Here is a 15,360-nt window from a genome sequence, read left to right on the forward strand (position 1 = left end):
ATCTGAGCTTCAAAACTGGCGGCCACGCTCGGCGACCGCCTACAAAAACTATGCCGGTAGCTCACCCGGCTGAAAGGCGGCGTATTCTAATGTACCGCCCCTGGTTTGTATAGCGCTTAATCCGCCCGCCAAAACGGGCCATTCAAGCGAGCTATTTCTTCTTGAAGCCGGGGGGCAGACCGCCGGGCATGCCGCCCATACCACCCGCTCCCCCCATGCCGCCCATGCCCGGCAGGCCGCCCATACCGCGCATCAGCTTGCCCATGCCGCCGCCCTTGAGCTTCTTCATCATCTTGCTCATCTGCTTGTGCTGCTTGAGCAGGCGGTTCAGGTCCTGGACCTGGGTGCCGGAACCGGCGGTAATGCGGCGCTTGCGGGAACCGGAGAGAATGTCCGGGTTGCGGCGCTCGGCCGGCGTCATGGAGCCGATAATGGCATCCATGCGCTTGAACTCCTTGCCCATATCCGCCTGCTGTGCCGCCTGGGCCAGACCGCCCATGCCGGGCATCTTCTCCAGCAGGGAGCCGAAGCCGCCCATATTCTGCATCTGCTGCAGCTGGTCGCGCAGATCCTCCAGGTCGAACCCCTTGCCCTTCTGCACTTTCTTGACCAGCTTTTCGGCCTTGGTCCGGTCGATCTTCTGCTCGGCCTCCTCGATCAGCGACAGAATGTCGCCCATGCCGAGGATGCGCGACGCGATGCGATCGGGATGGAAGGTCTCCAGCGCGTCGGTCTTCTCGCCGACGCCGATAAATTTGATCGGCTTGCCAGTCACGTGCCGCACGGACAGGGCCGCACCGCCGCGGGCGTCGCCATCCGCCTTGGTCAGGATCACGCCGGTCAGGGGCAGCGCATCGTTGAAGGCGCTGGCGGTGTTTACCGCGTCCTGACCGATCATGGCATCGATCACAAACAGCGTCTCGGCCGGTTTCAGCGCACCGTGCAGCTCGCGGATCTCATCCATCAGCTGCTCGTCGATATGCAGGCGGCCGGCGGTATCCACGATCAGCACGTCGGCAAACTGCTTGCGCGCCGCGTCCACTGCGCCCTTGGCAATATCCAGCGGCTTCTGCTCCGCGGTGGACGGGTAGAAGAGCGCACCTACTTCGCCGGCGAGCGTCTCCAGCTGCTTGATGGCCGCGGGGCGATAGACGTCCGCACTCACCACCATGACCTTTTTCTTTTCGCGCGCCTGCAGATACTTGGCCAGCTTGGCCACACTGGTGGTCTTACCGGCACCCTGCAGGCCCGCCATCAGGATCACCGCCGGCGGCTGCACCGCCAGGTTCAGCGGCTGGGCGGCTTCGCCCATCACCTTGACCAGCTCGTCCTGCACGATCTTGACGAACTGCTGGCCCGGATTCAGCGCTTTGCTGACTTTCTGGCCCACCGCCGCGGTGCGCACCTGCTGGACGAAGTCCTTGACCACCGGCAGGGCCACGTCCGCCTCCAGCAGGGCCTTGCGCACTTCGCGCAGTGTGTCGCGGATATTGTCGTCCGTCAGGCGCGCTTTGCCGGTGACTTTCTTTAACGCCGCCGACAGGCGGTCGCTCAGGTTATCGAACATAGATGCGTCTCGATCTCTCTGCTTGCGGACACCCAGTGACGCTGGGCACCCGCGATGTTGTCGGAGCCGGCCGCGGCTCCGCTTTCTGAGGCGCGGCAGTATAGCCCAGGTCAAGTCTCAGCCGAAATATCGCCAAACCTTCCCAGCTCCGGCGCGCTGTGACACACTGCCGCCCTATCGCAACTCGCATCCAACTGAGACACGGATTTATCGATGGCGGCATTCGCCCACTGGACGGCAATCGCGCTCTACCTCGCCACTACCGCGGTGGCTGCCCTGGCCTTCTCCCGCAAGCGCCAGCCGGATAACAGGCTGCTGCTGGGACTGCTCGCGGGCGCACTGCTGGCCCACGCCATCTCCCTGCTCCACACCCTGGTTTCACCGGCGGGTTACCGCTTCGACCTGCTGGCGATGCTGTCGCTGATCGCCTGGGTCGTGAATCTGCTGCTATTGATCCTGGCCACCGGCCGCCCGCTGACATTGCTGATCCTGATCCTGGCCCCGCTCGGCGCACTGACAGAGCTGGCAGCGGGATATGCCTGGGGCGGCGCAACACCGCGCGAGCAGCTCTCCGCCGGGATTGCCGTGCACGCGCTGCTGTCGATCGCCGCCTATTCGCTGCTGACGCTGGCCACGCTGCAGGCCATCTATCTCTTCTACCTGAATCAGCAGCTGCACAACCACCGCCCCGGCGGCATCAGCCGCTTGCTGCCACCGCTGCAGAGTATGGAGTCGCTGCTGTTCGGCCTTATCGCCTTCGGCCAGCTCCTGCTGACAGCCTCGCTGCTGACGGGGTTCCTGTTCGTAGACAATCTGTTCGACCAGCACCTGGTCCACAAGACCGCGCTGTCGATTCTCGCCTGGGTGCTCTACAGCATCCTGCTCTGGGGCCACTGGAAGCTGGGCTGGCGCGGCAACACCGCGGTGCGCTGGACCCTGACCGCCTTTGCCGCGCTGATGCTGGCCTTTTTCGGCAGCAAATTCGTGCTGGAAGTCATACTGAATCGGCCTTAACGCCTGAAAACTTGCGGGCGCGGGAATTCTGTTTCAATATCCCCGCTTCGACATAAAAAGAGTTCCCCCTTGAACGAGATACCGCTCGGCCTGCTGTTCAGCCTGCTGGCTCTGCTGATTGTCATTTCCGCCTTCTTCTCCAGCTCCGAAACCAGCATGATGGCGCTGAACCGCTACCGCCTGCGCCACCAGGCCAAGAGCGGTCACCGCGGCGCCAAGCGAGCCGTGGAGCTGCTGTCGCGCCCGGACAAGCTGATCGGCGTTATCCTGATCGGCAACAACCTGGTCAACATTCTCGCCTCGGTGATTGCCGGCGTGGTCTTCACCCAGCTGTACGGCGACGCCGGCGTCTTCTACGCCACCGCGGTGCTGACAATCGTCATCCTGGTCTTTGCCGAAGTCACGCCTAAGACCATTGCCGCCCTGCACCCGGAGAAAATCGCCTTTCCCGCAACGCTGGTACTGCGCCCGCTGCTGTGGCTGCTGGCCCCGGTGGTGTGGCTGGTCGGCAGCGTCTCCAACGGACTGGCGCGCCTTGTCGGCGTCGAGGCCTCCGCCGGCGCCGAGGCCGAGCACCTGGCACCAGAGGAACTGCGCACTGTGGTGTTTGAATCCGGCGCCCTGATTCCGAGCAAGCACAAGGGCATGCTGCTCAATGTGCTGGACCTGGACCAGGCCACGGTGGAGGACATCATGATTCCGCGCAATGAAGTGGTGGGTGTGGACCTGGAACACAGCGGTGACAAGATCCTGCAGCAACTGGCGGAGAGCAGCTACACCCGCCTGCCGGTCTACAAGGGCGATATCAACCAGGTGGTGGGGATTCTGCACCTGCGCCGCGCGGCGCAGATACTGCGCGACGGCCCGGAGGAATTCAGCGCGGAGCGCCTGCAATCCTACACCGACGAGCCCTACTTCGTACCCGAAGCGACACCGCTGCCGACACTGCTGATGAACTTCCAGAAGAAGAAGCGCCGCATGGGCCTGGTGGTGGACGAATACGGCGAGGTGATGGGCATAGTCACCCTGGAGGACCTGCTGGAGGAAATCGTCGGCGACTTTACCGCCAGCCCGGTTCCCAGCGAGGACGAGGAAATCATTGCGGTCGGCGACGGCTGGTACCTGATCGAGGGCGGCACTTCCATTCGCGACATCAATCGCACCCTGCACTGGGAACTGCCCACCGACGGACCCAAGACGTTCAACGGTCTGGCGATGGAGCACCTGGAGAGTATTCCCGACGGCAATATCAGTTTTTACATACTGAATTACCTGGTGGAAATCGAGCAAGTCTCGGACAAGATGATTACCCGGGCGCGGGTCAAAAAAATCAACGAGCGCACATAGCTCTCTTTCACGCATTCTGAGCCAGTCGACACTGGAGACACCGCCCTGACCCAGCAGATTCAGCGCTGCGTCGGCGGTGGTCACGCCGCCGACCTAGTTCATCTCCCCGCTCGCAAAGGGAGAAGAAATTATTTTTTTCGTTTCAAAAAATGTCTTCTAAAGGAAAAAATTAATGAACCAATGGCAGCGATAAACAAAATTGACAATATAATGTCGTAATCTAGCCCACCATCTGAAGCACTAATGTCCGCTCCCGGCAAGAAAATTTCACCGGACAATAAAGACTTTGCAACTATTACTACGCCAGCAATCCCAGCGATAAACTCTCTCCAATCGACACTAATCAACACAAGCCCCAACAATGAACCTATGCACTTTATCAATTCTTTGGGGCTATTGATTGTCAGCAATATTTATGTCCAACCCACCTTCAACAACACCCCTCAAATCAGACATAAACTTTTTTACTTTTTCGGAAGGAATTCCAAATAAATTTATCACTATACGCTCTGAATCAGCATGAAGAACTATATATTTTTTCCCCATCTCAATTGACCTAATTTTATTCAATGAAATTTTTTTACTACCAGTGTAAAAAAAATTATTGACCTCTAAAAAATTATCATACAAGGCGAATAACGGCTTTTTAAACTGGGCATGTATCAAAGCCACATACGCCATAAGCAACCCAACAAAAAAAATCCCCGTGTACAATTTACTTCCGACTACCACATACCATAGATACATCACAGGTAATATGAAAGTGACATGAAGTAACAGCCTCACAATTATCCATCGAGAACCTGCATACATTTTAAGCGTCACAAAAATCCTCTTTTATTCCAGAAACAATAATAAATTGAACTAAGGAGATTGCTATAATGGCTAGCAATATAATTAGGAGCGGTAACGCATAGAAGCTCAGCGCCAGCATTCCGGCCCAAGCTGCTAACGAAAACCCAAATATCCCCAAACTAGCCCCAGCCCCACACCCTGAAAGCTTTGCATCGACTACTGACAGGAGGACAGCCAAGGGGCCTAACACTGCACCTATTTTTGCAAAGAGGGTTCCCAATCCTACTAGTGACTCAAGGAATTCCCCAACAGTGACCGCAACACCAGCAAGACCGAGTAAAGCTCCAATTGCACTTAAAAGATCACCACCATTATTTCCCCCTGAAATCTTAAATGCCCCAGCTCCAGTCTGCGGGTCGATTAGAAGATATCCTTCTCCAATCCACCCGTTGAAACTTATCGGCAGTTCATGCGCCGTAGCAACCTTACCCGCCAAAACAGATTGCCGAATCTCCGCCTCAGTCTCCGCATCCAGTTGAATCGAACTTAACGCGATATCCAGATTACTCTGGGTAACAGTCCATATTTTCTGGCCTTCCGCGCTGGCGATAGCCAGAGCCTTTACCGCCGAAATTCCTTGGGCGGGCGCTTCCGGCGTACTGAACATCTGCTCCGGCACCAGATGCTCCATGGCGCTGCTCCGGGCACCGGCGGCCTGATGAAAGGCAATGACCTTCTGCTGGTCGTTATCCTGCGCCGCCGTCTGGTAGTACATCAGATCCACGTCCATGTTCAACCCGTCGAAGCTGACATTGCGCGGCGTGCCGAACCAGTAGTGGGTCTGCAATCCCGTGCTGAAGATGCCATAGCTGGGCAGCCGGTAGGTGACGATATTCGAGCTCTGCGCCTGTATCTGGTCCTGGACGTCGTTGAGCGCGAAGTAACTGAAGATGGTACCGTAGATCAGGTCGCCGACCAGTTCGTGCTTGGTGAGCGTCGCGAGCTGGGCATCGTCGCCGCTTTCCAGCACGGCCTTGGTCTGTTCCACACTCGCCTGCAGCCGCGCGGCCCGTTCCGGGCTGATGCTCTGCAGGTCGAGGCCTATGGCCCGGTATTCACCGGCAGTGGGGTGGTTGGTGCTGTTGTTCCAGCCGTCCTTGGGGCTCCACAGGGCCAGGGATTCGTGTAGCTCTCCGCCCATGGTGCCGGCGCCGCCTTCGCTCGATACTTCTCCATCCAGCGATATCTCGGCTTTCAGGTGGATCAGGTAGCCCGGCAAAGTATCCGGCATCTGTGCCGGGTCTATTTCCCCTGTTTCCGGATCCGGTTCCGGCAGGTAGCTGTCGATAATCGCCTGGTCGTCTTCAGTGGCGGGACTGAAGGATACCGCCAGTTTCTTGCCGGCCAGCTTCACCGTGGGTTCGAGCAGGCTGACAATCTCGCTGCCGGCCTGGCCGTAAAAAGAAGTCGACAGGATATAGCGGAACTTGTGGCGCAACCGGTCCGGCACCTCGGCAAAGCGGGTCTGGGTGGCAATATGGCGGTAGGGCAGGCCCGCGCTCAGCGGGCCGGCGGGGATTATCTTGACTTCCTGCAGGCCCAGCACTTCACCCACGGTGGCCTCGGGGTTCTGAGCCTCGATATAGGTCTGCAGCTGCTGCTGGAAATCCGCCAACTTCGTTTCGACCGCCCCCTGGGGCAAGTTCTGCACCCAGCCTGCAGCCTCATCCACCGTCGCGTTTGCACTGATCTCGTCGATCAGTCCCTGGGTGTCGAAGGGCACTGCCTGCTGCACATCCATGCCGGGACTGAATTCGTATTGCTTGAAGCTGGCATCCATGGGAATCCAGTTGTCGCCCTGGCGATTCTTGACTCCGCGCGAGGGTTCGAAGTCCACCCAGGCCTCCGCCCAGGCGTGCTCCAGGCGGATATGGGTGACGACGCCGTTCTGGATCAGGCCGATACTGGGAATGCCGCCCTGCCCCAGCAGATTCAGCGCGGCGTCGGGGGTGGTCACACCGCCGACCCAGTTCGTCACCTGCTCGACCGGGATATCCACGGTGCCGTAGGCATAGCGCGCTGGGATACCGGCGGCGCGCAGCAGGCCGATCAGCAGGCTGGCGGTATCCATGGCATTCCCGCGCAGGGTTTCCAGCGTATGGGCGGCGCCCTGGATGGAGCCGTAGCTGGGCACGAAGCGGATATTGTTGTGCACCCAGGCGTAGATTTCCGTGGGACTGTTGTCCAGGCTGGCGGCCAGCTCGCGCATGGCGTCGCTGATGGCGATATCGGGGGTTTCCGCGAGATGGGCATCCGTGGGCTGGCTCACGCTGAGGGCGCCGGCCAGCATCAGCGGGGTCAGCTCGCTGGCGGCCAATTGGATTGGACCGTCGTAGGGGTCCAGCCCTAGGCTGGCCTGCAGATCGGTGCCGTCCACTAGCGGCGGGCGCACCTTGCGGTCCGCACTGCCCCAGGGCAGCCGCTGCGGGTCGACCGGGGTATGGCGGCGCTGGAATTGCTGTTCCTGCAGGAATTCAGTCAGTTGTTGGCGAGCCGCTTCGCGCTCCTCGCCGCTCTCGGCAAACAGCAATTTGTCCATGCGCTCCTGCAACTGCCGGTAGCCGTCGCGAATCGCCCGGGTCGCCTTCTGGTGCCGATCTGTTGCCACTGCCGGCAAATGGCGCCGCGCCAATTGCTCGCCGCTTTGAGACAACTCGACCTCAGCCTCGCCCCAGGCCTCCATCACGGAGCGGCGCAACTCCTCCAATTCCACCAACTCGGCATCGCTGATGCCCATGTCCCCGAAGCCGAGACTGTCCAGTGAGCGCGCCCACCAGCCTTTTCCCGCTTCGCGTCTGGCGATTGCCTCGGGCAGCTGGCGGACCACTTTCGCCTTCAGCTTTTGCAACCTGTGAGCCAGCTTTCGCTCGGTGGTAGTCTCTTTCAGCTGCTCTATGCGCGCCAGGCGCTCGTCTTTGCGATTGATTTCATCGGCCACCGCTTTACTGGCCGGTGAAAAATAAAATACAAAGCTGAAGATAAATGCGGTGATGGCGGCAGCGCCTTTTGCCCCCACCCCCTTGCGAAAGCGATCCAGTGCCAGGTCCGTCATGGATTGGTCTACTCCTGCTCAACCGGCGGCAAACTGGCCGCCGGAACTATCTTTTGTTCTTTAATCTGTTTGTAGGTTTTCTGCTGTCGCGGGGAAGTGCGAATACAGCCCCCGCTCTCTAAGGAGACTGTACCGCTATCGGTAGCAGCAGTGTCTGTTGCTCCACATAGTCCGGTGCCTCGCCGGATTGCAGCACCAGTCCCACCTCTTCACTGGCCGCAGTTCCGGGCAGTCGCACGTAGATTGTCAGGCTGCGAGATTCACCCTCCGCCAAGTTGAACGCCGCCGACCAGCTGCCATCCTGCTGCGGGACAAAGGTGTCGGCATCCACCATGGAGAGGCCACCGCTCAGCAACAACAGGGCGCGCCCCGGCGTCGCCCGCTTCTCGTTGTTGATCTGCAGTGCCAGCGGCAGTGTCTTGCCCGCCCGCGGCAGTAGTTGCTGCGGGTGCACCTCTTCGAGGCCCGCAAGCAGCAAGCGGGCGAAAGCATTGTCCGGCGAATCCGGCCGTCCGTCGCCACCCTGCGCCAGTACTTCGGCGCGCGCAGCGGCATTGGCCAGCAGGTCGAAGCCGGTGAACATGGAACGGCCACTGCCATAACGGAAGAGTGCCAGCGCATTGTCTTCCTGAGGCGCATTCCCGCCCTTTCCTTTACTGGTCTCTCCGGCAAGTTCACTGAAATGCCCCACGACTTCCGCGCCGGCGGGTGCGAAGGTAAGCACCTTGCCACCGACATCGAAGTCGAGACTAGCCGCCGCGCCGAGAACGCTCTCCTCCAGTGTGGCGCCCTTCGCATGAGCGCTATTGCCACGCACTTCGATACCGAGTGCAGCCTCAACAAAGCGGTTGCGGCGGTCGTGGCCGCCAGACAAGAGGCCGTCACCGGATGCGACCCTGTCCACCAGCGCCTGCTGTGTGCTTTTGCTGAGTTTCACCTGTTCGCTGAACAGGGCGTAGACGCTATAGCCTCCTTCCTTCAGCTCGCGGTCGAAGTCATCGGCGTTGTCGACAATGGTGTAGCTCCAGCCGGCGGCGTCGAGCAATACCTCGAGATAGCTGCGCTGGCTGCCCATATCCGGTACATCAACATCGCCGTGCGGGTCCGGTCCATCGGCGTCGATCAGTGCCAGCAGGCGACCGTGTGCACCTATCTCGAGGCTGCCGGTTATCTCTATTGGCGGTTCGACCACGGTAAAGACGGCGTAGCCCAGGGTCTCCGCCGAGTCACCGGTCACCGCCCGCAGTACGCAGATGTAATTGCCCAACGCCAAGTCCGCAGTCTCTATACCGCGACTCAGAGTCACTCTCTGCTGCGACGCCAGCGATAGATTCCTGCCCTGGCTGAGAACTTCCGTCTCATCATCCGCGCGCAGCAGCAACTGCTGCAAATCAACGTTCACCTCGCGCGTCGCCGAGCGGTTATGCAGGGTATCCGTGCAGCTCTGCGGGTCGCCCTGCGGCACTACCGAAGCCGCGGCCTCCACAGTGCCGAGAATCTGGACAAGCGAGCTGTCCTCCACCACAAATTGGGTACTGCTTTTTGCCAGTCGTTCAGAAACCTGCGCGTTCCACAGGGTCAGAGCCACGTCGTAGCGGCCCGAGCTAGCGTCGCGCAGCTCCAGGGATTGCTGGAAATCCCGCAGTACATTTGCAGTGAGTTCGGGAATGACGCGGCTGTAATTCAGTACAACCTCACCCTGTGGGTCGGTCACCACCAGTTTTGCCAGTGCCGGTTCCAGCGCATCGTTGACGGTCAAGTTGCTAACCCGGGCATCCAGGCGCACCTGGCTCCACGGCGGATACACCGGCTGCTCGGCGCTGACATTAACGCCGTAGCGCACGTCCGGATTGCCATCGCGCCCGCTGGCATCTATCGCAAAGGCGGCAGAGCCATCGATCAGAGTGCGGCCACTCTGGTCGCTGACAAAGCCGTAGGCCCGGTAGTCACCCGCCCGGTAATTGCCGGTATTCCACGAGAAGTTGAACGTCTCGCGCTGGCCCGCCACCAGCTCTACCGCAGGCTTAAGCTCGAGCTCCGCAATCAGCTGTTGCCCCTCGGCGCTCCTTATCTGCACATGCAAAGTGCCACCGGTAATGTCGGGACCATTGTTGGTCAACGGAACTGAGATATTTACCGTCTCGTAGGCGGTGTAGCGGGATTGGTCCGTGCCCACTGTCAGGGCCAGCTCACTGGCTGCAGTGACTGCAGGGACTTCCAGCTCGCGCGGGATGATTTCGTCGGTAAAGGAGTTGGCGAATTCGATGGTCGCACTCTTGGCCACCGGGCGGATCTCACCCAGTTGCAGGTCGGCGATCGACAAGTTGAAATCTATTTTCTGGCCGTTGGCGGTAACACCGGTCAGATCCCAGCGGTATTCCGTCGTCCCGTCGGCCAGGCTGTCCGAACTGGCCGGCGGCACCGACGGATCGGACAGCGCGATGTTCGGCGGTAGCGACAGGTCTACGCCCACATCCAGCCCGCCAAGGCGCTCGATTGCCTTGGGCATATAGGCCATGACCATGCTGGTGGTGCCGAGGCGCGTGCTGAAGTAGCGTCCCCACCAGTCGCCGCCGCCGGACTGCGAATTCAACAGGTAGGTGATTGCATTGCGTACCATCGGATCGTCCGATGACGGATTGGTGTAGTCCAGCGCTATTCCCACCCAGGCGGTGGTCAGCGGATCACTACCCCAACTCACATACTGGCCCCAGCCGCCATCGGCGCGCTGGCGGCTGCGCAACCTTTCGGCCATCTGAGCTATTGCTTCATCCATCTGCACCTGCATGGATTCGTCGGCGATGATCTTCCTCAGTTCCGCCAGGCCTACCAATCGGAAGGCAATATACAACGTCTGGCTGTCATTGTTCCCGGCTCTGGCCAGGAAGTAGTTCGCGATGCGCGGAGCCGTTTCTTTTATGTCGCCGATCAGCTTGGAAGGCATGGGTGTTTTGACCACCGGCTGGACGCTGTTTGTCGATTCATTGGTTACATACCAATGGCCGGCAAACGCCGCAGTGCCGTTCACCCGGTCGGCACTGAACAGCCGCTCCAGGGTCCCGTCTGCACGGAGCAGGTTCAACCCGTGTGGGGTATACAGCCCGGAGTTGCTGAAACTGCCGGTTGTCACCAGGTATTCGCCGCCCCCCAACGGGGTAATACGGAACGGGGGATAGGAGAAACCATCGGCAAAGACGCTGATATTTGCCGCGGCATCGATTTCCAGGATATTGAAGGCGCCGGGACCATTGCTTACCAGCAGGGTTTCCTCGTCAGAAACCGCAAGCCCGTCCGGGTAAACAACCAGCCCACCGGACGCAAAAACCTGCCACTGCCCGCTGGCGTCCAACTTCCAGACGCGTCGGGCCGCTGGTTCCGTCACATAGATGCCGCCCCGCCAGTAGACAATGCCGGTGTAGTGGCCATTGCCGAGTGCAAGATTTGTGACAGTGCCGTCCGCGGTAATACGGGTGACAGTGGCATGGCCAGACACATAAACTTCCCCACGTGGGCCGACAGCCACATCGTAGAGATTGCGCCCGGAGTTGTCCTGGTAGACCACAGTGGTCTCGCCGGAAGCGGGGTCAAACAATTCGACACCGCCGCGCTTGGCGATCAACAGTCCCTGGTCGGTCGCTACCATGCCTGCGGGTCGACTTCCCAGAGCGAGAGGCCGAGAATCCCCAAGATTGTAATCTATAAGAGATCCCTCTCCCTGCTCGGAAGTTTCAATCAGTTCGGCGAAGGATTTTGCCACTATCGCAGTAATTCCTTCATGTGCAACCGACTGCCAACCCGTACTATGATCGGCAGTCCAGTAGGTCTGCGCCCCACTATTGCTCCTCCGATTCATCAAATGTTCGGCGGCCCTGTACCTGGTTCTGTAGCTCGCATTTCTATCTGGCCACTCCGCCAATGACCAGAGACCGAGACTGGTAGGTGTCTTAGTCCAAGAGTGCGAACTTCTGAGGCTGCCATCGCTTTGCTGGCTGCTCGCGATCGCGTTATATAAGAATTTTGCCTGGCCTGGGTCTATATCGGCCTTGTCCAGTGACGATGCCAATCCCACCAGACTCTGCGTCTGAATATGGCAACCCAGGCAGCGATTGCGCGAATGCCAGTTCCTGGCATTCGGCCCGACATATTGCCCGCCTTTGGTGACCGCTGCGCGTACTTCATCAAGAAGCGGATCGGTGGAAGAGCCCTGCGTGTTGTCCACACCCCGTAAATTGATGTGCGCACCGACCAGGTTATCCCCTTCGGGGAACACCGCCTGGTCCAACACGAACTCGCCACTGGCAACATCTCCCACATAGTAAATGGCGTTAATGTTACCGGCTTCTGGAACGCCGGTATGATGTACCGACACGCTCAGGTGGCCGGCTTCCTGAGGAACCCAGTTAGCAAAATTCAGTTCCGCGACTTCATTGACAGCCAGAGCCGGAACTTCCACGCTTCGAGCGAGCAGTTCCTCTCCGGCATCATTTCGCATCGTCAGTTGATAGCTTCCCGCCGGCAGTTCCTGATTGCCGAGATTGCGCACAAAGATCGACAGCTCGACGGGGCTTTCGCTGCCGAACTGGCTCATTGGCGGAACGAAGGCCAGTCCGCCACTGAGCTCCGAGAAACCCCGGACCAGCGCAGTGGTGGATGCGCTGGCTAGCGCCACGCCGCCGGGCAGTGTCCGGCTGACCGAACCCGGCTCCAGCACGCTGAAGATGATCTTGTAGCTTCCCGCGGGGTTCTGCGCTGTATTCCAGGGCAACTGCACCGCGAGAGTTTCTTCCGCTGCGAAATCTACCGTGCCCGCGACCAGTTCTGTACCCGGCAACAACGCGTCGATGTCGGCGACCCATTCCCCACCCTCGTTGAACACTTGGGCGCGGATGGTTGCACTCTGCGGCTCCAGCGCCAGATTACGCACCGCCGCAGTGATATAGACGCGGTCGTTGGCAACAACATCACGACTGGGCACTTCGATATTGACGATGTGAAAACGATCGGTGGGAATATCGTCCAATGTTACATTTAGCTCGTAGCTGCCCGGCTGCTGCAATTCAACGGACAGCGATTTGCCCTGGTAGTGTGGTGCACTGGCCTGCAGCGTAAAGGTCAGAGGGTCTATCTCCGAAAGGCTGTAACTGCCAAGGTCGTCAACCACTGCCGCCTGGCCGGTTTCGGTAATCTCGACTCGGGCGTCCACGATCGGCACACCACGCAGATCTTGAATCAGCCCGGACAACTGCACTTGCTCAGTTGGAGCGGCTTCCGGGGTCAGGACCAAATCGGCACTAAAGCTACCATAGGCGCCCACCTCAATTTGATAGGTAGCCGCCAAGTAGTTACTTGCGGTGATGGCACTCTGGAAGCTCTGGGCACCGATATTGGAGATCCGGGCGCGACCATCGGCATCGGTAAAGGCCTCGATTCCATCTACTATCACCCGAGCGTTGGGCACCGGGGCCTGACTCAAAGCGTCATAGACATTGGCCGAGAGGTTTACCAGGTCAGCTGGCTGGTTATTGGCACTGCGATGAAGGGGCAGATTACCGATAATCCCGTTACTTCCCGCCGGAAAGCTGAGCGCATATGTCGTCGTCACATAGCCGGCAGCCGAAAGCATCAACCGATACTCGCCGCGGTCAATATTGGTGAATACGAAATGTCCATCAGGGTCCGCTACGACAGTAATATCGCCCAGAGATATAGATGCACCAGCAATCCCTTCACCCGTTTCGCCATCTACCGCAATGCCAGTTAGATCTCTCGGAAAATCATCCAGGACTGACGAAAGGGATAGCAACCCCTGGTTGATGTGAAGAACCTGGTCCGATACAAAATCGACGGACGACTGCAAATCGTAATAGCCGGGTGCGCTGATCTTCAGCAGGTACTCGCCCGGTGCGACGCCGCCCAAGAAGGCGGAGCCGTCACTCGCAGTAACCAGCTCATAGTCACTATCCCCTGACAGGGTGAGCTTCGCCAGTGACAGTGGTGCTTTGCTCTGCTCATCGACAATCAGAGCCGCGAGACTGGCCTCTCCTGTAGTCAGGGATAACGCGAGCGTACCCGCATTCGCGATTTCACCGGCGAAACTATCGACGGTGACCGATGTGGATGAGAAGCCTTCCTTTTCCACTAACAGGTTTACGCTGCCAGCCATTACCGGCGAGAGAACAAACTCTCCCTGCTGGTTCGTCGAAGCTGATATAGCTCCGCCGACAACAGTAACCGTAGCACCAGCAATGGGCTCCATACTGCCCGCAATTACCAGCCCCCCTTTAATGGCACCGCTCTTTTGCTGGTCGGCCGACAGTCGCGCCTGAAAGCGCTTCAGTCCGCGCAGGGACAGCGCCGTAACATAAACGTCGTCATTCCAGCTGCCATTTTCGGCCTGTTCCGCCAGCAGAGCATCGGCTACCGCTTGTAGAAAAGTAACATCTTCCGCCGAAACTGATAGGGCCGACAGAACGAGCGCTCTAATAAAAGTTTCACTCTCGCTGCCATCATAGACAGTGTCCAACAACCCAATCAGATAGTTGTTGGCATCGGCGACCGAATTCGCCACCGCCGAGTATTGATTCCGGTATTTCACCAGCTGCTCAATCATGCAGCTTGTTAGATAGGAGGAGTGCTGACCATCATAGGACCAGGAACCATTGGACTCCTGTGAATCCATCAGATACCCGATCGCTCTTGCGCGCACGATCGAATTACTCTCCCCGGCACTTTCCAGGGCGCGAATAGCCCAGCAAGTATCCAGTGCATTGCTCTGGGCGCCGATCGCATTGGCAAAACCACCATCCGGATTTTGGCGCGCACGCAGTAAGTCCGCGATGCTTTGATCAGAATTTGTCCGAACCACACTAGCCAGCAATCGTCGGGCAAGTGACTCCGTATAAAGTTCTCCGGTCTCAAGGGAGGACAAGGCGTTACCTCGATCAATGCCAATGGGCTCCGAGGCCAACAGAACAGCCTCAAGAGCTTCACTGGTAGACTGCTCGGGGAGGGCTATATCCTGCTGATGGTATATACCGCCGTCCATCTGCTGCTGACTTCCAAGCCAGGCATATCCTTGTTCAAGGCTTGCAAAGCTTGGAAACGAAACGGCCACCAAGGACACTATGATCAGCATACGGATTAGATAGGGCACAGAAGAAACCTTCATGGTCGAGGGAATATCCTTATAATCTGCAATTAATAGATCGCACCGATCTATTAATTCGCCAAAATAATTTTATTAACGCAACTGTATTTCTAGCAGCGCAACGTTACTGTGTTTCGGCGATATATGGAAGGCGGGTTTTACCACAGCATTCGGCGGAATACGATCACATGTAATTACAGGAGGGGATCCATTACTGTCAGAAGAACCTTAAATAGCGAATACACCAGTAAAATTAAATGCGCGCTAGATTTAAAAATTATTACCGTCGAGTTTTGCACAAAGGTGCCAACTTATAACAGCGAGCGCAAGGAGTCCTGAAGCTTCCTCAGAATAGCTCACTCGTATGGCCGCAATGGG

The 15,360-nt window shown here is 58.5% G+C and carries 7 protein-coding genes; 2 read left to right on the plus strand and 5 right to left on the minus strand.

Going from position 1 to position 15,360, the window contains the following annotated elements; all coding sequences use genetic code 11:
- Positions 1–151: 151 nt before the first annotated feature.
- Positions 152–1,567 carry a signal recognition particle protein gene (gene ffh / locus RRF64_RS05415; RefSeq protein WP_323844800.1) on the minus strand — a complete coding sequence of 472 codons (1,416 nt, stop codon included), beginning with the start codon at positions 1,565–1,567 and terminating at the stop codon, positions 152–154.
- 213 nt (positions 1,568–1,780) lie between these two features.
- Here ffh and RRF64_RS05420 point away from each other — a divergent pair, with 213 nt between their 5' ends.
- Positions 1,781–2,581 carry a cytochrome C assembly family protein gene (locus RRF64_RS05420; protein WP_323844801.1) on the plus strand — a complete coding sequence of 267 codons (801 nt, stop codon included), beginning with the start codon at positions 1,781–1,783 and terminating at the stop codon, positions 2,579–2,581.
- Positions 2,582–2,650: 69 nt separating this feature from the next.
- Positions 2,651–3,928 (plus strand): HlyC/CorC family transporter, encoded by a 1,278-nt coding sequence (locus RRF64_RS05425; RefSeq protein WP_323844802.1) that lies wholly within the window; start codon positions 2,651–2,653, stop codon positions 3,926–3,928.
- Positions 3,929–4,056: 128 nt separating this feature from the next.
- Here RRF64_RS05425 and RRF64_RS05430 read toward each other — a convergent pair whose 3' ends face one another.
- The 4 genes from RRF64_RS05430 to RRF64_RS05445 all read right to left on the minus strand — a co-directional run bounded on the left by RRF64_RS05430 (position 4,057) and on the right by RRF64_RS05445 (position 15,003).
- Positions 4,057–4,338, minus strand: a complete 282-nt coding sequence (locus tag RRF64_RS05430; RefSeq protein ID WP_323844803.1) for a hypothetical protein — start codon at positions 4,336–4,338, stop codon at positions 4,057–4,059.
- Positions 4,322–4,753 carry a hypothetical protein gene (locus RRF64_RS05435; RefSeq protein ID WP_323844804.1) on the minus strand — a complete coding sequence of 144 codons (432 nt, stop codon included), beginning with the start codon at positions 4,751–4,753 and terminating at the stop codon, positions 4,322–4,324. Before RRF64_RS05435 ends, RRF64_RS05430 begins: the two co-directional genes overlap by 17 nt.
- Positions 4,743–7,835, minus strand: a complete 3,093-nt coding sequence (locus tag RRF64_RS05440; RefSeq protein ID WP_323844805.1) for a transglutaminase-like domain-containing protein — start codon at positions 7,833–7,835, stop codon at positions 4,743–4,745. The genes RRF64_RS05435 and RRF64_RS05440 overlap by 11 nt, the downstream gene beginning before the upstream one ends.
- Before the next feature lie 118 nt (positions 7,836–7,953).
- Positions 7,954–15,003, minus strand: a complete 7,050-nt coding sequence (locus tag RRF64_RS05445; RefSeq protein ID WP_323844806.1) for a carboxypeptidase regulatory-like domain-containing protein — start codon at positions 15,001–15,003, stop codon at positions 7,954–7,956.
- Positions 15,004–15,360: the final 357 nt, after the last annotated feature.

Source organism: Microbulbifer magnicolonia (assembly GCF_035117725.1).
Taxonomy (GTDB): domain Bacteria; phylum Pseudomonadota; class Gammaproteobacteria; order Pseudomonadales; family Cellvibrionaceae; genus Microbulbifer; species Microbulbifer magnicolonia.